The organism is Pseudomonas sp. E315 (assembly GCF_055406205.1).
The window spans coordinates 323,873-346,868 of record NZ_JBUZPJ010000002.1 but is presented as its reverse complement, the minus strand read 5'-3'; the positions used below and the strand labels follow the sequence as shown (position 1 = coordinate 346,868).

The window sequence follows — 22,996 nt, the reverse complement described above, 5'->3', positions numbered from 1 at the left end:
GTTTATTCGGGGCATAAAAAAACCTCGGCGAACCGAGGTTTTTTGTGTTCGAGCATGCTGCAACAACATGCTGCTCAGTGCTTAGCCCTTATAGGCAGCAACCGACTTGGTGATTTCGGCGCGGGCAGCTTCAGCGTCGCCCCAACCTTCGATCTTCACCCATTTGCCTTTTTCGAGGTCTTTGTAGTTCTCGAAGAAGTGCTGGATTTGCTGAATCAGCAGAGGTGGCAGGTCGGTGTACTCTTTCACGTCAACGTACAGCTGAGACAGTTTGTCGTGAGGTACTGCAACAACTTTGGCATCGCCGCCGCCGTCGTCAGTCATGTGCAGAATGCCAACCGGACGAGCACGGATAACCGAGCCTGGCGCTACTGGGTAAGGCGTTACAACCAGTACGTCGAGGGGATCACCGTCGTCCGCCAGGGTGTTGGGGATGAAACCGTAGTTGGCCGGGTAGAACATCGGGGTGGCCATGAAGCGGTCAACGAACAGGCAATCGCTGTCTTTGTCGATTTCATATTTGATCGGCGCGTGGTTGGCCGGAATCTCGATGGCGACGTAGATGTCATTCGGCAGGTCTTTGCCAGCCGGAATTTTGCTGTAGCTCATTGGGCGGTGCCCCCGTAAGTAGGCCAATTTACTTGGCCGATGTGGCCAAAAAGTGGCGCCGATTATAGGCGTATTCCTGCAACGACGTCACGCTTGGCCGTTCAGTGCTGTGCGCGGTACTCCGGGTGTTCGTTCTGAAGCATTTTCAGACGGGCCAGCGGGTCCTGGCGATAAAACAGGCTCAGTTGGTGATAGACCTTTGGGTACGCCTGAATCAACAGATCGGGTGCGCTAAAGAAGTATTCGCTGGTGACGGCGAAGAACTCAGCCGGGTTTTCAGCAGCATACGGATCAATAGGTGCAGGGGCATGCGGGTGGTGATCGAGGGCGTGATTGAGGTGATCGAAAGCCTGTTGCATGGCCTCGGTCCAGTCACTGATTTTCATGCTGCTGTGCAGAGGAGGCATGCCGTTGGCTGCACCATTGAGCATGTCGAGTTTGTGCGCCAACTCGTGGATCACCAAGTTGTAACCCTCCCAACTGCCACTGGCCAGCACTCCCGGCCACGCCAAAATCACAGGGCCGTGTTGCCACGCCTCGCCACTGTGATGGCCTTGCCATTCGTGTTCCACGCCGCTGGCGTCGCGATGGCGCTGCGGGCTGATGAAATCATCGGGGTACAGCACGATTTCATGAAAGCCCTGATACCAGTCCAGATCGCCCAAATTGAGCAGCGGCAGTTGCGCTTGAGCTGCCAGTAAAAGCTCACCTTCGGGGGTTAGCTCAACGCCGGGCATGGGTGTCAGGTGCTTTTCTTGCAGAAACAAAACGCTGCTTTCACGCAGCCATTTGTCCTGCGCCTCATCCAGACCGTCAAGGATGCTCAGGTGTTGGCGAACGTCGTGCCACACGTCAGGTGCCACCGGATGTTGCGCCAGTATCCGATGGCGTCGCCATTCACTCAGAGACCACATAGGGCTTATCTCGATTCGACTTTAGAGGGCGTGCGCCCCATGCGGCTGCGGATGACGCCAATGATCATGGGGATCAGCGACAACAGGATGATAGCCAGCACCAGCAAGGACAGGTTTTTCTTGATGAATGGCACGTTACCGAAGAAGTAGCCCAGAGTGACCAAGCCGCCGACCCACAGGATTGTGCCGAACACACTGAACATAAAGAAGCGCGGGTAGAACATGCGTGCTACGCCGGCTACAAAGGGGGCAAAGGTTCTGAAAATAGGCAGAAAGCGCGCCATCGTCACAGTTTTGCCGCCGTGGCGTTCGTAGAAGTCGTGGGTTTTTTGAAGGTAGTCGCGACGGAAAATCTTCGAGTTCGGGTTGCTGAACAAACGTTCACCGGCCGTTCGTCCGATTACATAGTTGGTGCTGTCACCCATAATCGCTGCGAGCATCAGCAGACCGGCGAGTAATACAGGGTCCATCCCGCCACCTGCGGCCACAGCGCCCGCGATAAACAGCAGCGAGTCGCCCGGCAAGAACGGCATGACCACCAGACCGGTTTCGCAGAAGATCACCAGAAACAGGATGGCGTAGATCCACGGCCCGTAATTGGTTACCAGCAAGTCGAGGTACATATCGAGATGCAAGATAATGTCGATCGGGTTGAAATCCATGTAAAGCACCTGTGTTGATGACCCGGCTCGGCAGGTCTGTGCGGGGGAAGAGGTAGTTAACTACAGGAAATGTAGTTTTTTCGTACATTTTGAACCGAGAGGATTATACGGATTGACGCGCATTCTGCTGCCAGAGTTTGTAGCGAAGCGTGTATTGAATGGTGGAGGCCTTAAAAATCCGTAGTCGCAGCTTGGCGTAGCGAAGCTGCGATCAACTGCGTCGCCAATCGCAGCCTCGCTACGCGCCTCAGCGACTACAGCAGGAAGTTTTCTCTTGGGGTTTGTGATTCGAGGGTTTGCACTTGTGCTTCGTCTTTGAGGTTAACCCCGGACAACTGCCGACGGCAGGCTTCACGCATCAAGTACGCCAGCCGGTGGGCAGCCATCGCATAACTCAGGCCTTCGAGCCGCACGTTAGAAATGCAGTTGCGATAGGCATCAGTCAGGCCAATTTTAGGCGCGTAGGTGAAATACAGGCCCAAGCTGTCTGGCGAGCTGAGGCCGGGACGTTCGCCAATCAGCATCACGACCATTTTGGCGCCCAGTAACTCGCCGATTTCATCTGAGACAGCCACCCGGCCTTGTTGCACCAAAATCACCGGCGACAGGGACCAGCCCTCCGTGGCGGCGTGTTCTTCCATGTGCGTCAAAAAGGGCAGCGTGTGCCGATGAACCGCCAGTGCCGACAAACCATCCGCGACCACCACCGCCACGTCGATGCCGCCGGGGTTGGCTTGAGCGTATTCACGCAAGCGTAATGCCGAGTCGTCATGCAGCTTACGGCCCAAATCCGGGCGTTGCAGGTAACTGTGGCGGTCATGGGCAGCGCTGTGCAGTAACAGGCTTTCGCGGCCACGCGCTGCAATCTGCTGACTCAAGCCCGCGTGGTCAAATGGCAGGTGCACGGCGTCCCGTGCTTGGGCGTGGGCGAATTGAAAGTCCAGTTGGGCGTGGGTGGGCAAACTGGTCCCGGTGCGACCCAGCGCAATGCGCGCAGGCGTCAGGCGTCGCAAGTCCAGCCACGGGTTAAGGCTGTCTGTAGGTGTGTTGGCCATGCTCAGCGTCCTCCCAAATGAGCCAGCGCCTGTCGGAATGCCGGAGGCAGTTGGTGGCCGAATTCAATGCGCCCATCGGTTTGAGTGAAAATGCCGACTTTTGCCAGCCACTGTTCAAACTCGGGCGCAGGTTTTAGGCCCAAGGTTTTGCGGGCATAGAGCGCATCGTGAAACGAGGTGGTTTGATAGTTGAGCATGATGTCGTCCGACCCCGGAATCCCCATGATGAAGTTGATTCCGGCCACGCCCAGCAAGGTCAGCAGGGTATCCATGTCGTCTTGATCGGCTTCTGCATGGTTGGTGTAACAGATGTCACAGCCCATAGGCACGCCCAGCAACTTGCCGCAGAAGTGGTCTTCAAGCCCGGCGCGGATGATTTGTTTACCGTTGTACAGATACTCCGGGCCGATAAAGCCGACCACGGTATTCACCAAAAAGGGTTTGAAATGTCGCGCCACGGCGTAGGCCCGGGTTTCACACGTTTGTTGATCCACCCCGAAATGCGCGTTCGCAGACAACGCGCTGCCTTGCCCGGTTTCGAAGTACATCAAATGGTTGCCCAGTGTGCCGCGATTTAAGCTCAGCCCGGCGTCGTACCCTTCTTGCAGCACATTCAGATTGATCCCAAAGCTGGCGTTGGCCGCTTCGGTGCCCGCAATGGACTGGAACACCAAGTCCAATGGCACGCCGCGATTGATCGCTTCGATTGAAGTGGTGACGTGGGTCAGCACGCAAGACTGGGTGGGGATTTCATAGCGCTGAATGATGGCGTCCAGCATCTTCAGCAGGTCACAAATTGACGCAATGCTGTCGGTGGCCGGGTTGATGCCGATCATCGCATCACCATTGCCGTACAACAGGCCATCGAGAATGCTGGCGGCGATCCCGGCCGGGTCGTCGGTGGGGTGATTGGGTTGCAGGCGAGTGGACAGGCGACCGCGCAGGCCCATCGTGCCGCGAAAGTGGGTGACGACGCGGATCTTTTGCGCCACCAGAATAAGATCCTGCACGCGCATGATCTTCGACACCGCGGCGACCATCTCTGGCGTCAGGCCCGGTGCAAGTGCACGCAGGCTGTGCTCATCGGCAGCGTCGCTGAGCAGCCAGTCACGAAAACCACCCACCGTCAGGTGGCTCACCGTGGTGAAAGCATGCAGATCGTGGGTGTCGATAATCAAACGAGTCACTTCATCTGACTCGTAAGGGATCAACACTTCTTGCAGAAAGTGGGTGAGGGGGATATCGGCCAAGGCCATTTGGGCGGCCACCCGCTCGCCATCATTAAGCGCGGCCACGCCTGCCAGAAAGTCCCCGGAGCGCGCCGGGCTGGCTTTGGCCATTAGCTGTTTCAGGTTGTCGAAGCGGTAGGTTTGAGCGCCAACCGCGTGAGAGAAAGTTGCCATACCAAATGCTCCTTAACGCCAGACGCGACGCGCCTGGCGCAGTTCTCGGCGATTAGTGCAGGGTTTGTTCGGCTTTTTGAATCGCCGCAAATTCCTCTTCAGGCGTGCCTGCCACCAAGTGGTGCCGACTGTAGAACGCAAAGTAGGCAATTAATACGCCGTATATCACGGCAGCGCCAATCACGACGCGCGGATCAACCAGAAAACCCGCGATCACCGCCACGCAAGCCAGCACCAATGCGATGCCTGAGGTGAAGATGCCGCCCGGTGTGCGATACGGACGCTCCATTTTAGGGCGACGGATACGCAGGGTGATGTGAGCCGCCATCATCAGCACATAGGAGATAGTCGCGCCGAACACCGCCACCAAAATCAACAAATCGCCTTGGCCTGTCAGTGACAACCCAAAGCCGATGATGCCGGGAATGATCAAAGCCAGCACCGGCGCTTTGCTCTTGTTGGTTTCGGACAACTTGCGAGGTAAATAGCCTGCGCGAGACAAGGCGAAGATCTGACGCGAGTAGGCGTAAATGATCGAGAAGAAGCTGGCAATCAAGCCGGCCAACCCCACCAGATTAACGAAGCTGCCCATCCAGGTTGAGCCGCCGTAAGACTTGCTCAGCGCCTCAACCAGCGGGTTGCCTGAAGCCATCAAGTGGTGCGCCCCTGCGCCACCGGGGCCAATCACCAGAATCAACAGGGCAAAAGTGACAAGCACCAACATGGCGCCGATCAAGCCACGCGGCAGGTCACGCTTGGGGTTTTTAGTTTCTTCAGCGGCCAGCGGCACACCTTCGACGGCAAGGAAAAACCAGATCGCATACGGGATTGCGGCCCATACACCGACATAGCCAAATGGCAAGAATGCACTGGCGCCCTTGGCTTGCGTGACCGGAATATCCAGCAAATTGGCCACATTGAAGTGCGGCACCATTGCGACCAAAAACACGCCCAGTGCAATGGCAGCCACGGCGGTGATGATGAACATCAGTTTGAGCGCTTCGCCCACCCCGAAAATATGGATGCCGATAAAAATGATGTAGAACGCCAGATAGATCATCCAGCCGCCAATTCCGAACAGCGACTCGCAATACGCACCAATAAAGACCGCGATGGCCGCGGGTGCGATGGCGTACTCAATCAGAATTGCGGTGCCGGTCATGAAGCCACCCCACGGCCCGAAAGCGCTGCGGGCAAAGCCATAACCGCCGCCCGCAGTGGGGATCATCGAAGACAACTCGGCCAGCGAAAAGCACATGCACAAGTACATGGTGGCCATCAGTAATGTGGCGATGAACATCCCGCCCCAGCCGCCTTGGGCCAGGCCGAAGTTCCAGCCTGCGTAATCGCCCGATATCACATACGCCACGCCCAGACCCACCAGCAGGACCCAGCCCGCAGCGCCTTTTTTCAGTTCACGTTGTTGAAAGTATTCGGAGCCGACTTTTTCAAAATCGACAGAGGACGGTGCCGCCACAGCGGCATTCGGTTCGCTTGGCATGTGTGTTCACCTGTTCTTTTATAGTTTGGAGAAATTTGACAGGGACTAAAGCAAGAGCTGGGCCAAAGCCCGTTACAACAACCGTAGGAGCTGCCGCAGGCTGCGAGCTTCCAAGATCAAAAGATCGCAGCCTGCGGCAGCTCCTACAGGTTTTAGGGTTAGAAGAAGCCCAGTGGGTTGATGTCGTAGCTCACCAGCAGGTTTTTGGTCTGCTGATAGTGATCGAGCATCATTTTGTGAGTTTCACGGCCAACGCCAGACTTCTTGTAGCCACCGAACGCAGCGTGAGCCGGGTACAGGTGATAGCAGTTGGTCCACACACGACCGGCCTTGATCGCCCGGCCCATGCGGTAGGCGCGGTTGATGTCGCGCGTCCACAAGCCCGCGCCCAAGCCGAACTCGGTGTCGTTGGCAATGGCCAGCGCTTCGGCTTCATCTTTGAACGTGGTAATGCTGACCACCGGGCCAAAAATTTCTTCCTGGAAGACGCGCATTTTGTTGGTGCCCTTGAGTAGCGTCGGCTGGATGTAATAGCCGGTTGCCAGGTCGCCTTCAAGTTTGGCCACAGCGCCGCCGGTCAGCAGCTCAGCACCTTCGTTTTTAGCGATTTCAAGGTAGGACAGGATCTTGTCAAACTGCTGCTCGGACGCTTGAGCACCGACCATAGTGTCGGTGTCCAGCGGGTCGCCGCGTTTGATTTGCTCGACCTTTTTCATCACCACTTTCATGAAGTCGTCGTAGATCGACTCTTGCACCAGCGCGCGGGACGGGCAAGTACACACTTCGCCTTGGTTGAAGAACGCCAGCACCAAGCCTTCTGCGGCCTTTTCAATGAAGGCGGGTTCGGCCTGCATGATGTCGGCAAAGAAGATGTTGGGCGATTTTCCGCCCAGCTCAACGGTCGATGGAATGATGTTTTCAGCCGCACATTTCATGATGTGCGAGCCCACAGGCGTGGAGCCGGTGAAAGCGATTTTGGCAATGCGTTTGCTAGTGGCCAGTGCTTCGCCCGCTTCCTTGCCGAAACCTTGCACCACGTTCAGCACGCCGGGTGGCAGCAGGTCGCCAATCAGTTCCATGAACACGGTAATGCTCAGCGGGGTTTGTTCGGCTGGCTTAAGCACGATGCAGTTACCGGCGGCCAGCGCGGGTGCGAGTTTCCAGGCGGCCATCAGCAGAGGGAAGTTCCACGGAATGATTTGCCCGACCACGCCCAGCGGCTCGTGAATGTGATACGCCACGGTGTTGCCATCAATCTCGGCGGCGCTGCCTTCTTGGGCGCGAATGCAGCCAGCGTAGTAGCGGAAGTGGTCGGCGGCCAGTGGCACGTCAGCGTTCAGGGTTTCGCGCACGGCTTTGCCGTTGTCCCAAGTTTCGGTGACAGCAAGCAGTTCGAGGTTTTGTTCGATGCGATCAGCAATTTTCAGCAACACCAGTGAGCGCGCTTGCACTGAGGTGGCGCCCCAGGCATCTGCGGCAGCATGGGCGGCGTCCAGTGCTTTTTCGATGTCTTCGGCCGTGGACCGCGGGAACTCAGCGATCGGCTTGCCATTCACGGGCGAGGTATTGGTGAAGTACTGGCCTTTGACGGGCGCCACGAATTCGCCGCCGATGTAGTTACCGTAACGGCTCTTGAACGAGACGATCGAGCCTTCAGTACCGGGTTGTGCGTAACGCATGGTGAATGTCTCCTGGCTTTATTGTGCTTATTGGGAGTACGCGCTGTAGCGCTGCCAGAAGCAGGAGCAAGGGCCGGGCCAAATTGGGGTACCCCCTTTAAAATAAGGCTTTGCCGGGTATTGCAGGTGCGCCGCGTGTTGAAGCTGTGACACAAACGGTACAGCGTGGGTGACACTCTGTACCAAAACCGATACAGCAGGTGACCGGTGAGTCAGATGACGATTGCAATGCGCTCGGCGCAAGAGGATGCTGGACGCTCGGTTTGGACGGGTTGTCTGTTGGTTAGAGGGTGGTTTTACTTCTGCCGAACCTGAGGCCGCCGAGACAGAGCGGAGAATAATAAAAATGCACAACACCGATTTAAGTCGGCACGCCCGGCAAATTATCAACGTCACCCAAGGCCGCCCTCAGGGCCAAGCGCCGGGGTGTGACCCCTCGATTGTTCGCTCCTGGCAGCGCTGCCTGGAGGATTACCACCTTGATCCCGCCCAGACCGTCGCACCGACGGTGCTTGAACACGGGCGCATTTTGGAAGGCCGCGAGCGTTTACAGCAGGTGCTGAAAATTGCCGGCCACGAAATGAATAGCCTTCACCAGCAGTTATCGGGCGCCGGGCATGCGGTGCTGTTGACCGATGCGCGTGGGGTGATTCTGAACTGCATCACCGCGCCGACTGAACGCAAAGTGTTCGAGAACGCCGGGCTGTGGTTGGGGGCTGACTGGAGTGAGGCGCGCGAAGGCACCAATGGAATTGGCACCTGTTTGGTCGAGCGTCAGGCGCTGACGATTTATCAGGATGAACACTTTCGCGGGCGGCACGCTGGGCTGACCTGTTCTGCGAGCCCAGTCTTTGATCCGCAAGGCGAGCTGTTGGCGGTGCTGGACGTGTCATCGGCGCGTCACGGGGCGTCGCGACAGAGCCAGTTCCACACGATGGCGCTGGTTAATCTGTCGGCCAAAATCATCGAAAGCAGTTATTTTTTGCATCACTTTGAACACCAATGGTTGCTGCGCTTTCATTTACAAGCCGAGTCGGTGGGGTTGTTCAGTGAAGGCATGCTGGCCTTTGAGGGGGACGGCACGATCTGCGCGGTTAACCAAAGTGCTTTGAATCTGCTGGGCCAAGTGCGCGGCGATTTGCTTGGGCAACCGATTGATAGCGTATTTGACTGTGCCCGTGACGAGTTTTTTGCCCGCGCCAGTGTGCAGGCCAGCACCAGTTGGCCGTTGCGCACCCGTGATGGTCGTCGTTTGTTTGCAGCATTGCGCGGCCAGCCAAGACCCTTGCCCGCGCCCGTTATGGCGCCGCCCGCGCCTGAGCGACCACGTTTAAGTGGCATCTGCTTGGGAGATGAGGCGCTGCACACTGATTTTCGTCGGGCGCTGCGGGTTTTTGAGCGCGACGTGCCGTTGTTGATCAATGGTGAAACCGGGTCAGGCAAAGAGGCTTTCGCCAAGGCGGTGCATCAGGCCAGCTTGCGAACAGATAAACCCTTTGTGGCGCTCAACTGTGCATCCATCCCTGAAAGCTTGATTGAAAGTGAATTGTTCGGTTATCGCGGCGGCAGTTTTACCGGGGCTCGCAAAGAGGGCATGCAGGGCAAGTTGCAGCAAGCCGATGGCGGTACGTTGTTTTTGGATGAAATTGGTGACATGCCGCTGGCGCTGCAAACCCGTCTTTTGAGGGTGCTGGAGGACCGATTGGTGGTGCCAATTGGCGGCGAGCCGCAGGCGGTTAACGTGCGGATTGTCAGTGCCACTCACCGCAATCTGCTGGAGCGTGTAGGGGAGGGTAGCTTTCGCGAAGACCTCTATTACCGCCTCAACGGGTTGGAGATCGGTTTGCCTGCCTTGCGTGATCGTGCTGACAAATCACAGTTGCTGGATTTTTTGCTGGCAGAAGAAGTCGGTGACGAGCGAGTCATCCTGAGCCGTCCTGCGCGTCAGGCGCTGCTGGACTTCAATTGGCCCGGCAACGTGCGCCAACTGCGCAACGTATTGCGCACATTGGCGGCGCTCTGTGAGGGCGGGATGATTGAGTTCGATGACTTGCCCGCGATCATTCGCCAAGCCCCTGCAAAAATGCCCGAGCCAGTAGTTGCGCAGCCGTGTGAGCTGGCGCTGGAAAGCGCCGAAAAATCAGCCTTGTTAATGGCCCTTGAACAGCATCGTTGGCACATGACCCACACTGCGTTGCAACTGGGCGTGAGCCGCAACACCTTGTATCGCAAGTTGCGCAAGCACGGGATTGAGCGTTGAAACGGCGCGGCCTTAATCATCAGGTGCGAAAAATAGCCCTCTAAGCTACCCTTCGCCGATGATTTACGAGGTCAACTATGCACATTCATATTCTGGGTATTTGCGGCACTTTCATGGGTTCGCTGGCGGTATTGGCCAAAGAACTGGGCCATCACGTTACTGGCTCCGACGCTAACGTCTATCCGCCAATGAGCACCCAGCTGCAAGCTCAAGGCATTGAGTTGACGCAGGGTTACGACCCGTCCCAGCTTGATCCCGCACCCGATGTGGTGGTGATCGGCAACGCGTTGTCCCGTGGCAACCCGGCCGTTGAGTATGTGCTGAACAAGGGCCTGCCTTACGTGTCGGGCCCGCAGTGGCTGGCCGATCACGTGCTGCAAGGCCGTTGGGTGTTGGCCGTGGCTGGCACGCATGGCAAGACCACCACCAGCAGCATGCTGGCGTGGGTGTTGGAACATGCGGGCATGGCGCCGGGCTTTTTGATCGGCGGTGTACCGCAAAACTTTGCCGTGTCGGCCCGTTTGGGCGATACGCCGTTTTTTGTGGTTGAAGCCGACGAATACGACAGCGCCTTCTTCGACAAACGCTCCAAATTTGTTCATTACCGTCCGCGCACGGCGATCCTCAACAACCTTGAGTTCGATCACGCAGACATCTTCCCGGACTTACCTGCGATTGAGCGCCAGTTCCACCACTTGGTGCGCACTATCCCAAGTGAAGGCCTGGTGATTCATCCCACCACTGAGCCTGCTTTGCAGCGCGTGATTGAGATGGGCTGCTGGACCCCAGTGCAAACCACGGGAGAGGGCGGCCAGTGGCAGGTCAAGTTGCTGAGTGAAGACGGCTCACGTTTTGACGTGCTGTTTGAAGGCCAGCTTCAAGGCACTGTTGAATGGGACATGACGGGCCAGCACAACGTCGCCAATGCCTTGGCCACGTTGGCGGCAGCACGCCATGTTGGTGTGGTGCCGAGCATGGCGATTGAAGGGCTCAATGCCTTCAAAAGCGTTAAACGGCGCATGGAAAAAGTCGCTGAAGTCCACGGTATTACTATTTATGACGACTTCGCCCACCACCCAACGGCCATCGCCACCACCCTTGATGGGCTGCGCAAGCGCATAGGCGATGCGCCGTTGATTGCGGTGATTGAGCCGCGCTCCAACTCCATGAAGCTCGGCGCCCATCGCGATGGCCTGCCGCTGAGTGTGGTGCAAGCCGATCACGTGGTGTGGTACGCCCCGGCCAATCTGGGTTGGGATCTGGCTGCGACTGTTGCCTGCAGCCCGGTATCGACGCAGGTGTGTGATTCGCTGGAGGCCATCATTGATGAGGTCAAGCGCCATGCCAAGCCGGGCGCGCATGTTGTGATCATGAGTAACGGCGGCTTCGGTGGTTTGCACGGCAAATTGGCGGATGCGTTGCAATGAGCGGCCCGGAACGCATCACCCTGGCCGTGACCGGTGCTTCGGGCATGCAGTACGCGCTGCGTTTGCTTGATTGTCTGGTGCGTGAAGATCGCGAAGTGCACTTCTTGATCTCCAAAGCCGCGCAACTGGTCATGGCGACAGAAACTGACGTCAACCTGCCGCCTAAGCCACAGGCAATGCAGACCTTTCTGACTGAATACACTGGCGCTGCTGAAGGGCAAATTCGGGTGTATGGCAAAGAGGACTGGATGTCGCCTGTGGCCTCAGGCTCTGGTGCACCCGCGGCGATGGTTGTGGTGCCGTGCTCGACAGGCACGCTGTCGGCGATTGCGACGGGGGCTTGCAACAACTTGGTTGAGCGGGCCGCTGACGTGACGCTTAAAGAGCGCCGCCAATTGATCTTGGTGCCGCGTGAAGCGCCGTATTCCAGCATTCACCTGGAAAACATGCTCAAGCTGTCGAACATGGGGGCCGTAATACTGCCTGCGTCTCCCGGTTTCTATCATCAGCCGCAAACCATCGATGACTTGGTGGACTTTGTGGTGGCGCGAATACTCAATTTGCTGAACATCCCGCAAGACATGCTCCCGCGTTGGGGGGAGCACCATGTGGGCGGTGATGATTAAAGCACTGCTGGCATTGTTGATGGTTGCACAGGTGATGGGTTGCGCCAGCGTGCGAACGCTTGATGCTGCCAAGCCGGGCGCACCGGTGGTGTATGCCGGCACACGGCTGGATTGGTATGCGTTGCAGGGCGGGTGTTGTGCGCAGGAGCGTTTTGGCGCAAATGCGCCGAGCTACCCCGGCCTTGATCTGCCTGCCAGCGCGCTGCTGGATACCGTGTTGCTGCCGTTGTCGGTGCTCACGGTATTGGGCGTGGGTTTTCAGGCCAGTGGCGGGTTGTAAGTCCAAACACGGTTTATCGCCTGGGTGCCGCACGATGTCGGATCACACGTCTGCTAGCGATTGGGTCAAGCACTCCCCCGCACTTCAAAAAATGGAGCGCATTGAAGCCTTTTTTGGCGGGCATGGCTTCACTCCCCATCGTCATGACACCTATGCCATCGGCACCACGCTTTCCGGCGTTCAAAGCTTTCAGTACCGTCACAGCCAGCGTCACAGTGTGCCGGGCAACATTCTGGTGCTTCACCCGGATGAGGTGCATGACGGTCAGGCAGGTACTGAGGCAGGTTTTCGCTACCGCATGGTGTACATCGAGCCAGCTTTGATTCAGCAGGTGTTAGGTGGAAAACCACTGCCCTTTATCGAAGGGGGTTTATCGAATGACCCTCGCTTGCATCGCGCCACCCGGGCGCTGTTGTGCAATGTGGACTGCGCGATGGAGCCTCTCGAAGAGGACGATGTAATTTATGACTTGGCGCAAGCCCTTGATCAGGTATCAGGGCGCAGAGCACCCCGCAAAACACTCGATTTTGTGGCAGCCGAGCGGGCACGGGCGTTTATTCATTCGGCACTGGATCGCGTGGTAACACTGGATGAACTGGCCCAGGCCAGCGGTCGAGACCGATGGAGCCTTAGCCGGGACTTTCGTGCGTTGTATGGCACGAGCCCCTACCGCTACATCACTCAGCGACGACTTGATCTGGCCCGCGTCATGCTCACGTCTGGCTGTTCGTTGGCAGAATCGGCCTTGTCTGCTGGCTTCTTTGACCAAAGTCATATGACGCGCCAGTTTATTCAGACTTATGGCGTGTCGCCCGGGCGCTGGCTGAAGCGTCTCAAACAGGGGTGAGCCTAACCTGCACAATCATGCAATACGCGGTCTCAGGCGCTGCTTAAAGTCAGGCTTCGACTTCTTGAACACTTGAGAGATTCAGATGCCTGATAAATCTGCTGTGCCCCAGTACTGCGCAATCAACTTCGCTGAAAAGTACGCCCTCTTTAATGAACAATGGGCGCCCAAGGTCGTAGCCCAAATGAACGACTACCAGTTCAAGGTTGTGAAAATCGAAGGGGATTTTGTTTGGCATTGCCATGCCGACACAGATGAAACGTTTATCGTTTTGGAAGGCCGGCTTCGAATTGATTTCAGAGATGGCGCGGTGGTGATCGAGCAGGGCGAGATGTTTGTGGTGCCCAAAGGGACTGAGCACAAGCCCTATGCAGAGCGAGAGGTGAGGCTGTTACTGATCGAACCTTGCGGCGTATTGAATACTGGCGACGAAATAGGCGAAAGAACGGCGGTTAATGACGTCTGGATTTAGGAGGCGTCTGCTCATCCTTATCTTGAGGGTGCCCGTTTAAATCTAGGTGGGCACCCTGCTTGGGTGAGCGCTGGGTTATTTGCCCAGCTTTCTCAGCTCATCGGACTCAATGACTCGTATGCCGCTCTGTTCTTCAAGGCCCAGTCGCCATAGGGCTCTGGCCAGTTGGCAGGCTTCGATGCCGTGGTATTTTCCGGGGATCAGTTTGGACAGTGGCCCCGCGATTTTTTCGGCCAGACGTTCTTCAAGGCGTTCGCCAATCAGTAACGACGGGCGGGCGATCGTCAGTTGCGGCCACTCTTGGGCACGCAGCGATTGCTCCATCTCACCTTTGACCCGGTTATAAAATACCGATGATTTTGGATCAGCGCCGATTGCACTGATGACCACCAAGTGCCGCGCTCCCATTTCGCGAGCGCGCTTGGCGAAGGCGACCACCATGTCGTGGTCGACCGCACGGAAGGCTTCTTGCGAGCCCGCCTGCTTGATCGTGGTGCCCAGGCAGCAAAACGCCAGATCAACCGGCCCGCTGAGCTGCGGCAAAAATACAGCAGGGTCACCCACCGGGTTTTCCAGCCGAGGGTGCGCCGCCAAGGCGCGGCGCGACGGCGCAAGCACCCGCGTGATGGTTGGCTCATTGAGCAGTCTGTCGAGCAGCAGCTCTCCGGTAAGACCCGTCGCACCGGCGAGCAGGATGTGCTGAGGCGTCAAGTACATGCTAGTTCTCCCTTGATACAGTCAGCTTAGTCACAGTTTGCGTCCTTGCAGTTCAACCGGGTTATTGCAGGGCCTGTTTGGCTTGTTGCTGACGTAAACGCTGCCAATGATTCAATACGCCTTTAGGCGCCCATATTTGCGGCTCTGATGCCTCAAAACCATCCGTTTGTTCACGCTCTGCAACGTACTCTTTTGCCAGTGTGAAGGCTTGTTGCAGATCATCGGTCTGGTTAAGCGCTTGAGCGAACAACGCGTTGCCAAAGTACGTGAAGTCGGCCTCTTCTGAACAGCCAAAGGACACTTTGTCAGCTTGCGAGGCGGTCATGATTAAAGTTTTTTCATCCTTGAGTGCCGGAATAAAGCCGCCGGAGTAACAGGCTGAGATCACAATTATTTTGTTTCTGTTTTTTAACGGGGCGAGAGCTGCTGCGAGGTCGTCGGCGGGCATGTCGGCCAGTTGCAGTCGGGGTTGATCGAGCACCAGTTCGTGCTCGCGGGTGCCGTGGCTGGTCAGGTAAATGAACACCAAGTCTTCGGGGCCCGTGCGCTCGGCTAATGTTTTGGCGGCGCGGTGCAGGTTTTCGCGGGTGGCCATTGGCCGATCTTGCAGATGGTCGCGATGGTTGACCAGCGTAATCTGCCCGTGGCTACCAAAGCGGCTGGCGAGCATGTCGTTCACGTACTCCGCTTCACGCAAAAATACGCTTTGCTTGCCGTCGCCTGCCAGCACCAAGCTATACAGCTCGATGGCGGGAGTTGAGGGCGGCACAGCCTTTAGCGCGTCTTCCAGTAATTGGCCCTGGTTGAGCAAGCCCAGTTCCAGTGGGTCGGGTAGTACGTTGCCCTTTTCATCGCGCACCCGTTGGCCGTTGAGCCAGTACCCGCTTTGGACAGTGCCGTCGCTTAAGGTCAAAGTGCCGTCGCCTTGGTACGTGTCAGCGGCAAACTCGCCGACATAAGTGCTGCCGTCGGCCATGCTCAAATGGCCGGGGCCGTTGAAGCGCCACTCGTTGAACTGGCCGCGATAATAGCTGCCGTCGGCGCCAATCAGTTCGCCCTGACCACTCAGCGTTCCGTCTTTGAACTCGCCAATCCACACGTCGCCGTCAGCGTTTTCATAGCGGCCTTTGCCATTGAGCTGGTTGTTTTTGAAGGCTCCTGTGTATTGATCGCCCTCAGCGCTGTTAAACACGCCGTTGCCTTCGAGTTGCCCATCAATGAAATGGCCGCTGAATTCGTTGCCGCTGGCATCGCTGCGCCGGCCTTCGCCATTGGGTTTGCCCTTGGCAAACAGGCCTTGGTATTGGCTGCCGTCTTCCAGCTCCAGGTGGCCGAGCCCCGAGAACTCATCGTTTTTGAATTCGCCGCGATAGCTCATGCCGCCTTCTTTGAGCGTGCCTTCGCCTTCACGTCTGCCGTTCTTGAAGCTGCCCACGTAGGTGCTGTTATGGGTCGTCAGGCTGCCTTGCCCATTGAACAGGCCTCGCTCAAATTGGCCGAGGTACACCTCGCCATTGCTGCCGTGCCATTCGCCTTGGCCGTGCCACTGACCATTTTTGAATTCGCCCGCGTACCAACTGCCGTTTGGGTAGTCGATACGGCCTTGGCCTTGCAATAACCCATTGACCACTTCACCTCGATAGCGACCGCCATCGGGCAGGCGTGCATCAGGCGGCAATAGCGATTCGCCATCGCCGCAGGCCGTCAGCAGCAGCGTCAAAGCAAGGGGAGCAAGTGGGCGCATAACAGGATCCGGATAATTAGGCGACCGAGTATGCCGCAGCGCGGCAAGCTGTCTATAGGTCTGGATGAAACATCTGCACATATTGTGCTGTGCCAGGCCCTCAGCAGACTCCATAACGTATTAGGCCATGCCGGTTGCGCAGGGGACGTGCTTATAATGCGTCGCAAAAAAGATCGCTGGAGAGGTGAGATGCTGTTACGCGGCTTGACGTGGCTGGTGCTGTTTCAATTGTGCGGCACTGCGCTTAACCATTTATTCGTTCCTGTGTTGCCGGGCCCGATCATCGGCCTGTTACTGCTGTTGGTGTTTTTGATGGTGCGCGGCGAGGTTGGCGAGCCCCTGAGCCAAGCGGCCAGCGGTTTGCTGCGTTACCTGCCTTTGCTGTTGGTGCCGCCTGCGGTGGGTGTGATGGTGTACGCCGCCGATATCGCCGCTGACTTTTGGGCCATTGTCGGGGCGCTGGTGTTGTCGTTGCTGATTTCGATGGCCTTTGTTGGTGTGCTGATGCAGCGTTTGCTCAAACGTCACCTGCACCCAGAGGAGCGGCCATGAACCTTGAATGGCACGGCGCCTGGCAAGCGGTTATCCACCATCCGCTATTTGGTATCGGCATCACGTTGGGCGCTTATCAACTGGTGCTCGCCGCGTTTGAGAAAACCCGCTGGATATTCCTGCAACCGGTACTGGCTTCCATGCTGTTGGTGATTGGCGTGCTGCTCGGTTGTGGCCTGAGTTACACCGAATACCGAGAGAGCACCCACATTCTCAGCATTTTGCTGGGCCCGGCGACGGTGGCGCTGGCGGTGCCGTTGTATTTGAACCTGCGTCGAATTCGTCAGTTGTTCTGGCCCATTTTTACTACGCTGGTAGTAGGTGGCGTATTTGCGACTGGGCTGGTGGTGCTGCTGGGGTGGTGGTTTGGTGCCGAGCACAAGGTGCTGATGACATTGGCGCCCAAATCCGTCACCTCGCCGATTGCGATGCTGGTGGCCGAACAACTTGGCGGTGTGGCCGCGTTGGCCGCAGTGTTTGTGCTGATCACCGGTGTGATCGGGGCGATCGTTGGGCCAGGTTTGTTGCGACTGCTGGGGGTTCACAGCCCGGAGGCCCGAGGCATGGCGCTGGGCATGACGGCCCATGCGGTCGGCACTTCGGTGGCTTTGCAGGAAGGCGAAGAATGCGGCGCTTTTGCGGCGCTGGCGATGAGTTTAATGGGCGTGGGCACTGCGGTTTTTCTGCCGCTGGCCGTCACCCTCGTAGTGTAAGGACCCGTGATGACATTGCCGTTGTTTCCTCTCAATACTGTGCTGTTCCCGGGCTGCGTGCTGGATTTACAGATTTTTGAGGCGCGCTATCTGGACATGATTGCCCGTTGCATGAAGCAAGGTACGGGCTTTGGTGTGGTGTGCATTCTTGAAGGCAGCGAGGTCGGCGATGCCCCGCAAAATGTGGCCACGGTGGGTTGTGAAGCGCTTATTCGCGACTTCCAGACGCAAGACAATGGCTTGCTGGGCATTCGGGTTGAAGGCGGGCGTCGCTTTAATGTGCTGAGCACCGAACTGCAGCGCGACCAGTTGTTGTCAGCCCAGGTCGAGTGGCTGGACGAGATTCCTGAGCAACCTCTTCAAGATGAAGACTTAGATCTGCTGGCGTTGCTCAAAGCATTGGCTGAGCATCCGATGGTGGCCGCATTAAACATGAGTACAGAGGTTCAAGGGCAGCAGTCGCTGGCCAATCAACTGGCGTATTTGTTGCCGTTTGCCGAAGAAGACAAGCTCGATCTGCTGCAAGTCGATGACCCGCAGCAGCGCCTGGACGGGATTCAAGTGTTGCTGGATGAGTTGCAGAGCGAGGCGTTGGGCGAAACGCTCATGTAAACGTTCGCTTTTTAGGCCACCAAACCGAAGATGTGCGATGTGTTTGAAGCCCTGCGCCTGCGGTAACAATTGCGCAGACACTTTAAGCGTACAGATCAACACATCGCAGCCTGTCATCGTTCAATAGGCGTAGCGCAGCAGCTCTTTGGACATTTGGTGCAGCATAAAAAAGCCGTACAGCGCCACACACGACGGCAAGATCAGCCACCAGACTTTTTGCGGTATGACCGTCAGTGGCATGTAGCGCTGGGTCAGCGCCAAAGCAAAGGCATTGACGGTAATGGCGAGCAGGGCGCCTGCCATGATGTCAGTCGGCCAATGTGCTCCCAGATACACCCGCGACATGGCCACCGTGATCGCCAACAAACACCCCAACAACACCCACGTTATTCGCATTCGTTGCGGCTGATTGCGCCCTGCCAAAATCGCCAGTGCCAAAAAGAACGCAAATGCGCCAGAGCTGTGGCCGCTGGGCATGCTGTAGGTGGTGAGTGGGTCGGCCAGCACGTCAGGCCGTACGCGTGCAAAAAAGTGTTTAGTCGCTGTATTGGTCAGCGCTGTAAACAGCGTGACGCCGCCAAAGAAAATCATCCCGCGCCATTGGCGAGTCACAAACAGCAGCACGCACACCAATGCGGCGGCTAAAAATTGTGTGCGGAAGTTGCCAATTTGCGTCACCAGCACAGCGCCCATGTCCATAGCGCTGCTGCGGTGTTCTTGCACCAATGCGTTGATGCCCTGATCGAACGCGCTCATGTGCGGGTAGCCGACAAATACGGCCAGCAGCAAGGCGAGGCTCAGCGCGCCAATCAACACCGTGGCTTTGGATTGGCGTCGAATACTGGCATTGATGCTCAGCCCCAGCAGCGCAGTCAGGCCGACCGCGACGATAGCGGCTTGCGGCCAGAAGCCTTCGGGCAGTGGCAGTCGAATCGCGGCTCCGGTCGCCCAGCCGGGCAGCAGGTACGCCACCGCCCAACCTGCACCGGCCAGCACACTGACGGCCATGAAGCGCGGGATTGGCATATCACACATGCCCGCAACCATCGGTAGCATGGGGCGCAACGGCCCGATAAAGCGTCCAACCAACAGGCTGACAATGCCGTAGCGGTGGAAGTAGCTTTCGGCGCCGTTCATCCATTGCGGGTGAGTGCGCAGCAAGGGCAAGCGCCGAATGTTTTGGTGGAAGCGTCTGCCAAGGGTGTAAGACACCACGTCGCCCAGTAAGCCGCCAAGAAAGCCCAGCAGCAGAGTTTCACCCAATGACAACGCGCCGCTGCCTGCCATTACGGCAATCGCAAACAGCAATACGGTGCCCGGAACGATGATGCCGGCAATCGCCAGGCATTCCACACAGGCCACAATAAACACCGCCAGGCCGAGCCATTGCGGGTTGGCCGTTAACCAGCCAGTGACGCTATCGAGCCATGGGCCCATGTTTCAACTTCCTTTTCTTGTTTGTTAAATCACCGCTCAGCGCGGGTTAAGTCAGAAATTCGGTGCCCTGGACGTCGCCTTCTACAACGGCTACGCAGTTCAGGTCAGCCGTGTGCAACGTCCAGAATCACGTAATCGGTGCCCTCAACTTGCCCTCGGCGCAACGGGTTGCGCGTGCAAAAGGCAGCGTAGTCGGCATCCACAAAACGGTACATCAGATGCTCATCTCGCCCGTGGGGGATGCCCAGTCGCGTGGTCTGAATGATGCGCGACGGTTGTGATCCGACGTCATCAACCCACAAACGTTCAGGGTCGAAGCGTTTAGCGTCCCACTCAGGTACTTTCAGGCCCAGTGCCTTGCACAGCAGCGTTTGGCCCGCACAGAGCTTTTGCTCAGGGCGCGGTCTACCTTGGGTGTCTGGGTTGTTGAGTTGCATCTGCGCCAAGCTGGCAGGGCCGGACATGTTATCGAGCCACGGGTAAGCGGATTTTATGAGAACAGCGTTTCCGGGGCCGTGGGCGCTGAAGTTCAGCGAATCGCCGCCGCGTGCGTAGTACATATAAATGTGCCCGCCATCGAGAAACAGCGCTTTGCGTTTTTCGGTGTAGCCCAGCGAGGCGTGGCTGCCCTTGTCAGCGCAGTAATAGGCCTCGGTTTCGATGATGCGGGCGCTCAGCCACAGGCCGTTAGCGCGATGACGAATCACTTTGCCCAGCAGTTCACGGGCAAGGCATTGGGCGTCACGGTCAAAAAAAAGGTCGGTCAGCGCTTTTGGCATGTTTAGAGCGCCCATTGGATGGCTGAAAAGGGCGTGATCATAGCAAGTCGTGCTTAATCCGGGCTGAACAGGGCTTATTTGCAGCCCATTTCGACCATCCGCCTGCCACCGCTGTGCGTGAGGCGGCTTGACCGCTATAATCGGCCGCTTTCCTCCCTGCCAAGACCATTGAGACCATGACTGAGTCCGTTCTTGACTACATGACCCGCTTGGGTCGCGCTGCTCGCGAAGCCTCCCGAGTGATCGGCCGTGCCAGTACCGCGCAGAAAAACCGTGCCTTACAAGGGGCTGCTGCCGCACTGGATGCCGCGCGCGTGGAGTTAACGGCCGCCAATGAACTGGACTTGGCCGCTGGCCGAGCCAATGGCCTTGAGCCCGCGATGCTGGAGCGCTTGGCGCTGACCCCCGCACGTATCGACAGCATGATCGTCGGTTTGCGCCAAGTGGCCAGCTTGCCTGACCCGGTCGGGGCTATTCGCGACATGAGCTATCGCCCTTCGGGCATTCAGGTCGGCAAGATGCGGGTACCGCTTGGCGTGGTGGGAATCATCTATGAGTCACGCCCGAACGTGACTATCGACGCCGCCAGCCTGTGTTTGAAGTCCGGCAATGCGACCATTTTGCGAGGCGGCTCCGAGGCCATTCACTCTAACCGTGCGATTGCCACCTGTATCCAGCGAGGTCTGGCTGAGGCCGGGCTGCCGCCGGCGGTGGTGCAAGTGGTTGAAGTGACTGACAGGGCAGCGGTTGGCGCACTGATTACCATGCCTGAATACGTGGACGTGATTGTGCCTCGTGGTGGCAAGGGCTTGATCGAGCGTGTGAGCCGAGATGCCAAGGTGCCAGTTATCAAGCACCTTGATGGCATTTGCCATGTGTACGTCAGTGCTCAAGCCGATTTGGCCAAAGCCCAGCGTATTGCCTTCAATGCCAAAACTTATCGTTATGGCATTTGTGGTGCGATGGAAACCTTGCTGGTGGATCAAACCGTGGCAGCGCAGTTTTTGCCGGCGATGGCTGAGCAGTTTCGCGAAAAAGGCGTCGAGTTGCGCGGCTGTGAGCGCACTCAGGCCATCATTGACGTGATCGCGGCCACTGAAGACGACTGGAATACCGAGTATCTGGACGCGATTTTGTCGATTCGTGTCGTCGATGGGTTGGATCAGGCGATTGAGCACATCAATCACTATGGCTCCCATCACACCGACTCGATTGTCACTGAACATCAGGGTGATGCTCGGCGTTTTATGGCCGAAGTGGATTCCAGTTCCGTGATGCTCAACACACCGACATGCTTCGCCGATGGATTTGAATACGGATTGGGTGCGGAGATTGGCATTTCTACTGATAAGCTGCACGCCCGCGGCCCGGTCGGCCTCGAAGGTCTGACCTGCGAGAAGTACATCGTGGTCGGTGACGGCCAGTTGCGCGGCCAGGAGCCAGTCTGACTTGGTCGACCTTAGCCCGTTAGCGGTGGCACCGGTGATCGACGTGTTGCCCCGACGCATTGGTGTGTTGGGCGGGACCTTCGATCCCGTGCATATCGGGCATCTGCGCGGTGCGCTTGAGGTGGCGGAACTGATGCAGCTCGATGAGCTGCGTCTGATGCCCAATGCCAGACCGCCGCATCGCAGTGCGCCGCAGGTCTCGGCCCTCAACCGTTTGGCAATGGTTGAGTGCGCTGTGGCCGGAGTGGCTACGCTGAAGGTGGATGCACGTGAGCTGCAACGGGACAAGCCGTCCTACACCATTGATACCCTGGAACTGATGCGGGCTGAGTTAGCCGCTGATGACCAGTTGTTTTTACTGCTGGGCTGGGACGCTTTTTGCGGCCTGCCCACATGGCACCGCTGGGAAGAGTTGCTCCAGCATTGCCATATCCTGGTGCTACAGCGCCCGGATGCCGACAGCGAACCGCCGGATGCCTTGCGCAATCTGCTGGCAGCGCGCTCGGTAAGCGACCCGCTGGCCCTTAAAGGTGCGAGCGGACAGATTGCATTCGTCTGGCAGACGCCGCTCGCGGTATCCGCCACCCAGATCCGTCAACTGCTGGCCAGCGGTAAGTCGGTACGTTTCCTGGTGCCCGACGCGGTCCTGGCCTACATCGATGCGCACGGGCTTTACCGTGCGTCGAACTGAAAAGGCGTGTTTCAACGCAGCATTTGGCGTGCATTGAGACACCCGAACATACGAGCAAAACGAGTTTTATATGACTGACAAAGATGTAAACAAAGTAAAGCGCAAAGGCACATTCAAGAGTGCTCCGCTGCCTGTAACTGCTGCAACAGGCCCGGCATTGGTCGGTGAAGAGCTGGTTAAGGTTGCTGTTGCTGCACTGGAAGACGTTAAGGCCCAGGACATTCTGGTCATCGACGTTCGTGACAAGCACAGCATCACTGACTTCATGATCATTGCCACCGGTACATCCAACCGCCAGATCGGCGCGATGCTGGACAAGGTTCGCGAAGCCGTTAAAGCACTGGGCGTCAAGCCGCTGGGCGAAGAAGGCAAGGGCGACAGCGACTGGGTGTTGCTGGATATGGACGACGTAATCGTTCACATGATGACGGCCAGTGCTCGCCAGTTCTACGACCTGGAGCGTCTGTGGCAGGGCGCTGAACAGAGCCGTGCGCAAAGCGCTGCTCACCACAGCCCGGAAAACACCCACGAGCATTTCCTCAAGCTCAACAAAGACCAGGAATAAGGG

The 22,996-nt window shown here is 57.5% G+C and carries 23 protein-coding genes; 12 read left to right on the top strand and 11 right to left on the bottom strand.

Going from position 1 to position 22,996, the window contains the following annotated elements:
- Positions 1-81 precede the first annotated feature (81 nt).
- The 7 genes from ppa to exaC all read right to left on the bottom strand — a co-directional run bounded on the left by ppa (position 82) and on the right by exaC (position 7,823).
- The gene (ppa, locus tag ACZRJQ_RS04910) at positions 82-609 is read right to left on the bottom strand and encodes an inorganic diphosphatase (protein WP_016779241.1); all 528 of its coding nucleotides are present in this window, start codon (positions 607-609) and stop codon (positions 82-84) included.
- Positions 610-710: 101 nt separating this feature from the next.
- Positions 711-1,523 carry a M90 family metallopeptidase gene (locus tag ACZRJQ_RS04905; RefSeq protein WP_463977281.1) on the bottom strand — a complete coding sequence of 271 codons (813 nt, stop codon included), beginning with the start codon at positions 1,521-1,523 and terminating at the stop codon, positions 711-713.
- 5 nt (positions 1,524-1,528) lie between these two features.
- Positions 1,529-2,185 carry a DedA family protein gene (locus tag ACZRJQ_RS04900; protein ID WP_463977280.1) on the bottom strand — a complete coding sequence of 219 codons (657 nt, stop codon included), beginning with the start codon at positions 2,183-2,185 and terminating at the stop codon, positions 1,529-1,531.
- A 254-nt stretch (positions 2,186-2,439) separates the two neighbouring features.
- The gene (gene eutC, locus ACZRJQ_RS04895) at positions 2,440-3,240 is read right to left on the bottom strand and encodes an ethanolamine ammonia-lyase subunit EutC (protein WP_463977279.1); all 801 of its coding nucleotides are present in this window, start codon (positions 3,238-3,240) and stop codon (positions 2,440-2,442) included.
- Positions 3,241-3,242: 2 nt separating this feature from the next.
- The gene (locus ACZRJQ_RS04890) at positions 3,243-4,643 is read right to left on the bottom strand and encodes an ethanolamine ammonia-lyase subunit EutB (protein WP_463977278.1); all 1,401 of its coding nucleotides are present in this window, start codon (positions 4,641-4,643) and stop codon (positions 3,243-3,245) included.
- Between the two features lie 52 nt (positions 4,644-4,695).
- Positions 4,696-6,144, bottom strand: coding sequence for an ethanolamine permease (gene eat, locus ACZRJQ_RS04885; RefSeq protein ID WP_463977277.1), 1,449 nt, complete (start codon positions 6,142-6,144; stop codon positions 4,696-4,698).
- A 158-nt stretch (positions 6,145-6,302) separates the two neighbouring features.
- Positions 6,303-7,823 carry an acetaldehyde dehydrogenase ExaC gene (exaC, locus tag ACZRJQ_RS04880; RefSeq protein WP_463977276.1) on the bottom strand — a complete coding sequence of 507 codons (1,521 nt, stop codon included), beginning with the start codon at positions 7,821-7,823 and terminating at the stop codon, positions 6,303-6,305.
- Positions 7,824-8,169: 346 nt separating this feature from the next.
- On the opposite strand from exaC, the gene ACZRJQ_RS04875 reads away from it, so the two are divergent.
- From ACZRJQ_RS04875 to ACZRJQ_RS04850, 6 genes are all read left to right on the top strand, one after another.
- The gene (locus ACZRJQ_RS04875; RefSeq protein ID WP_463977275.1) at positions 8,170-10,083 is read left to right on the top strand and encodes a sigma-54-dependent Fis family transcriptional regulator; all 1,914 of its coding nucleotides are present in this window, start codon (positions 8,170-8,172) and stop codon (positions 10,081-10,083) included.
- Between the two features lie 77 nt (positions 10,084-10,160).
- Positions 10,161-11,510 (top strand): UDP-N-acetylmuramate:L-alanyl-gamma-D-glutamyl-meso-diaminopimelate ligase, encoded by a 1,350-nt coding sequence (gene mpl, locus ACZRJQ_RS04870; protein ID WP_463977274.1) that lies wholly within the window; start codon positions 10,161-10,163, stop codon positions 11,508-11,510.
- Entirely contained in the window at positions 11,507-12,136 is a 630-nt protein-coding gene (gene ubiX / locus ACZRJQ_RS04865; RefSeq protein ID WP_463977273.1) for a flavin prenyltransferase UbiX, read from the top strand. The genes mpl and ubiX overlap by 4 nt, the downstream gene beginning before the upstream one ends.
- Positions 12,129-12,416, top strand: coding sequence for a YceK/YidQ family lipoprotein (locus tag ACZRJQ_RS04860; protein WP_463977272.1), 288 nt, complete (start codon positions 12,129-12,131; stop codon positions 12,414-12,416). The genes ubiX and ACZRJQ_RS04860 overlap by 8 nt, the downstream gene beginning before the upstream one ends.
- A gap of 34 nt (positions 12,417-12,450) precedes the next feature.
- Positions 12,451-13,263, top strand: a complete 813-nt coding sequence (locus tag ACZRJQ_RS04855; protein ID WP_463977271.1) for an AraC family transcriptional regulator — start codon at positions 12,451-12,453, stop codon at positions 13,261-13,263.
- An 85-nt stretch (positions 13,264-13,348) separates the two neighbouring features.
- Complete coding sequence (locus ACZRJQ_RS04850) at positions 13,349-13,735, top strand: cupin domain-containing protein (protein WP_463977270.1); 387 nt, start codon at positions 13,349-13,351, stop codon at positions 13,733-13,735.
- Between the two features lie 75 nt (positions 13,736-13,810).
- On the opposite strand, the gene ACZRJQ_RS04845 is transcribed toward ACZRJQ_RS04850, so the two are convergent.
- Positions 13,811-14,452, bottom strand: a complete 642-nt coding sequence (locus tag ACZRJQ_RS04845) for an oxidoreductase (protein WP_463977269.1) — start codon at positions 14,450-14,452, stop codon at positions 13,811-13,813.
- 61 nt (positions 14,453-14,513) lie between these two features.
- Positions 14,514-16,196, bottom strand: coding sequence for a C13 family peptidase (locus ACZRJQ_RS04840; protein ID WP_463977268.1), 1,683 nt, complete (start codon positions 16,194-16,196; stop codon positions 14,514-14,516).
- Between the two features lie 189 nt (positions 16,197-16,385).
- On the opposite strand from ACZRJQ_RS04840, the gene ACZRJQ_RS04835 reads away from it, so the two are divergent.
- Genes ACZRJQ_RS04835 through ACZRJQ_RS04825 form a run of 3 tightly spaced genes read left to right on the top strand, consistent with a single transcriptional unit; the run spans position 16,386 to position 18,073 of the window.
- Entirely contained in the window at positions 16,386-16,748 is a 363-nt protein-coding gene (locus ACZRJQ_RS04835; RefSeq protein ID WP_463977357.1) for a CidA/LrgA family protein, read from the top strand.
- Complete coding sequence (locus ACZRJQ_RS04830) at positions 16,745-17,461, top strand: LrgB family protein (protein ID WP_463977267.1); 717 nt, start codon at positions 16,745-16,747, stop codon at positions 17,459-17,461. Before ACZRJQ_RS04835 ends, ACZRJQ_RS04830 begins: the two co-directional genes overlap by 4 nt.
- Positions 17,462-17,470: 9 nt before the next feature.
- Positions 17,471-18,073 carry an LON peptidase substrate-binding domain-containing protein gene (locus tag ACZRJQ_RS04825; protein WP_463977266.1) on the top strand — a complete coding sequence of 201 codons (603 nt, stop codon included), beginning with the start codon at positions 17,471-17,473 and terminating at the stop codon, positions 18,071-18,073.
- Between the two features lie 120 nt (positions 18,074-18,193).
- Here the strand turns inward: ACZRJQ_RS04825 and ACZRJQ_RS04820 are convergent, their stop codons facing one another.
- Both ACZRJQ_RS04820 and ACZRJQ_RS04815 read right to left on the bottom strand, forming a co-directional pair.
- The gene (locus tag ACZRJQ_RS04820; RefSeq protein ID WP_463977265.1) at positions 18,194-19,510 is read right to left on the bottom strand and encodes a bifunctional DedA family/phosphatase PAP2 family protein; all 1,317 of its coding nucleotides are present in this window, start codon (positions 19,508-19,510) and stop codon (positions 18,194-18,196) included.
- Positions 19,511-19,614: 104 nt separating this feature from the next.
- Positions 19,615-20,304 (bottom strand): DNA-3-methyladenine glycosylase, encoded by a 690-nt coding sequence (locus ACZRJQ_RS04815; RefSeq protein WP_463977264.1) that lies wholly within the window; start codon positions 20,302-20,304, stop codon positions 19,615-19,617.
- A 161-nt stretch (positions 20,305-20,465) separates the two neighbouring features.
- Between ACZRJQ_RS04815 and ACZRJQ_RS04810 the strand changes: the two genes are divergently transcribed.
- The 3 genes from ACZRJQ_RS04810 to rsfS all read left to right on the top strand — a co-directional run bounded on the left by ACZRJQ_RS04810 (position 20,466) and on the right by rsfS (position 22,993).
- Complete coding sequence (locus ACZRJQ_RS04810) at positions 20,466-21,737, top strand: glutamate-5-semialdehyde dehydrogenase (RefSeq protein ID WP_463977263.1); 1,272 nt, start codon at positions 20,466-20,468, stop codon at positions 21,735-21,737.
- Between the two features lie 46 nt (positions 21,738-21,783).
- Positions 21,784-22,428, top strand: coding sequence for a nicotinate-nucleotide adenylyltransferase (gene nadD / locus ACZRJQ_RS04805; protein WP_463977356.1), 645 nt, complete (start codon positions 21,784-21,786; stop codon positions 22,426-22,428).
- Positions 22,429-22,498: 70 nt separating this feature from the next.
- Positions 22,499-22,993: a ribosome silencing factor gene (rsfS, locus tag ACZRJQ_RS04800; protein ID WP_463977262.1), complete on the top strand. Its 495-nt coding sequence runs from the start codon at positions 22,499-22,501 to the stop codon at positions 22,991-22,993.
- Positions 22,994-22,996: the final 3 nt, after the last annotated feature.

Excerpts from the sequence above, each read along its gene's own strand:
- eat (WP_463977277.1), bottom strand. The coding sequence starts at position 6,144 with ATGCCAAGCGAACCGAATGCCGCTGTGGCGGCACCGTCCTCTGTCGAT.
- ACZRJQ_RS04905 (WP_463977281.1), bottom strand. The coding sequence starts at position 1,523 with ATGTGGTCTCTGAGTGAATGGCGACGCCATCGGATACTGGCGCAACAT.
- ACZRJQ_RS04825 (WP_463977266.1), top strand. The coding sequence starts at position 17,471 with ATGACATTGCCGTTGTTTCCTCTCAATACTGTGCTGTTCCCGGGCTGC.
- ACZRJQ_RS04815 (WP_463977264.1), bottom strand. The coding sequence starts at position 20,304 with ATGGGCGCTCTAAACATGCCAAAAGCGCTGACCGACCTTTTTTTTGAC.
- ACZRJQ_RS04860 (WP_463977272.1), top strand. The coding sequence starts at position 12,129 with ATGATTAAAGCACTGCTGGCATTGTTGATGGTTGCACAGGTGATGGGT.
- ACZRJQ_RS04810 (WP_463977263.1), top strand. The coding sequence starts at position 20,466 with ATGACTGAGTCCGTTCTTGACTACATGACCCGCTTGGGTCGCGCTGCT.
- ACZRJQ_RS04850 (WP_463977270.1), top strand. The coding sequence starts at position 13,349 with ATGCCTGATAAATCTGCTGTGCCCCAGTACTGCGCAATCAACTTCGCT.
- ACZRJQ_RS04900 (WP_463977280.1), bottom strand. The coding sequence starts at position 2,185 with ATGGATTTCAACCCGATCGACATTATCTTGCATCTCGATATGTACCTC.
- ubiX (WP_463977273.1), top strand. The coding sequence starts at position 11,507 with ATGAGCGGCCCGGAACGCATCACCCTGGCCGTGACCGGTGCTTCGGGC.
- ACZRJQ_RS04830 (WP_463977267.1), top strand. The coding sequence starts at position 16,745 with ATGAACCTTGAATGGCACGGCGCCTGGCAAGCGGTTATCCACCATCCG.
- rsfS (WP_463977262.1), top strand. The coding sequence starts at position 22,499 with ATGACTGACAAAGATGTAAACAAAGTAAAGCGCAAAGGCACATTCAAG.
- ACZRJQ_RS04820 (WP_463977265.1), bottom strand. The coding sequence starts at position 19,510 with ATGGGCCCATGGCTCGATAGCGTCACTGGCTGGTTAACGGCCAACCCG.
- ACZRJQ_RS04845 (WP_463977269.1), bottom strand. The coding sequence starts at position 14,452 with ATGTACTTGACGCCTCAGCACATCCTGCTCGCCGGTGCGACGGGTCTT.
- ACZRJQ_RS04840 (WP_463977268.1), bottom strand. The coding sequence starts at position 16,196 with ATGCGCCCACTTGCTCCCCTTGCTTTGACGCTGCTGCTGACGGCCTGC.
- ACZRJQ_RS04890 (WP_463977278.1), bottom strand. The coding sequence starts at position 4,643 with ATGGCAACTTTCTCTCACGCGGTTGGCGCTCAAACCTACCGCTTCGAC.
- eutC (WP_463977279.1), bottom strand. The coding sequence starts at position 3,240 with ATGGCCAACACACCTACAGACAGCCTTAACCCGTGGCTGGACTTGCGA.
- mpl (WP_463977274.1), top strand. The coding sequence starts at position 10,161 with ATGCACATTCATATTCTGGGTATTTGCGGCACTTTCATGGGTTCGCTG.
- ppa (WP_016779241.1), bottom strand. The coding sequence starts at position 609 with ATGAGCTACAGCAAAATTCCGGCTGGCAAAGACCTGCCGAATGACATC.
- ACZRJQ_RS04835 (WP_463977357.1), top strand. The coding sequence starts at position 16,386 with ATGCTGTTACGCGGCTTGACGTGGCTGGTGCTGTTTCAATTGTGCGGC.
- exaC (WP_463977276.1), bottom strand. The coding sequence starts at position 7,823 with ATGCGTTACGCACAACCCGGTACTGAAGGCTCGATCGTCTCGTTCAAG.
- ACZRJQ_RS04875 (WP_463977275.1), top strand. The coding sequence starts at position 8,170 with ATGCACAACACCGATTTAAGTCGGCACGCCCGGCAAATTATCAACGTC.
- ACZRJQ_RS04855 (WP_463977271.1), top strand. The coding sequence starts at position 12,451 with ATGTCGGATCACACGTCTGCTAGCGATTGGGTCAAGCACTCCCCCGCA.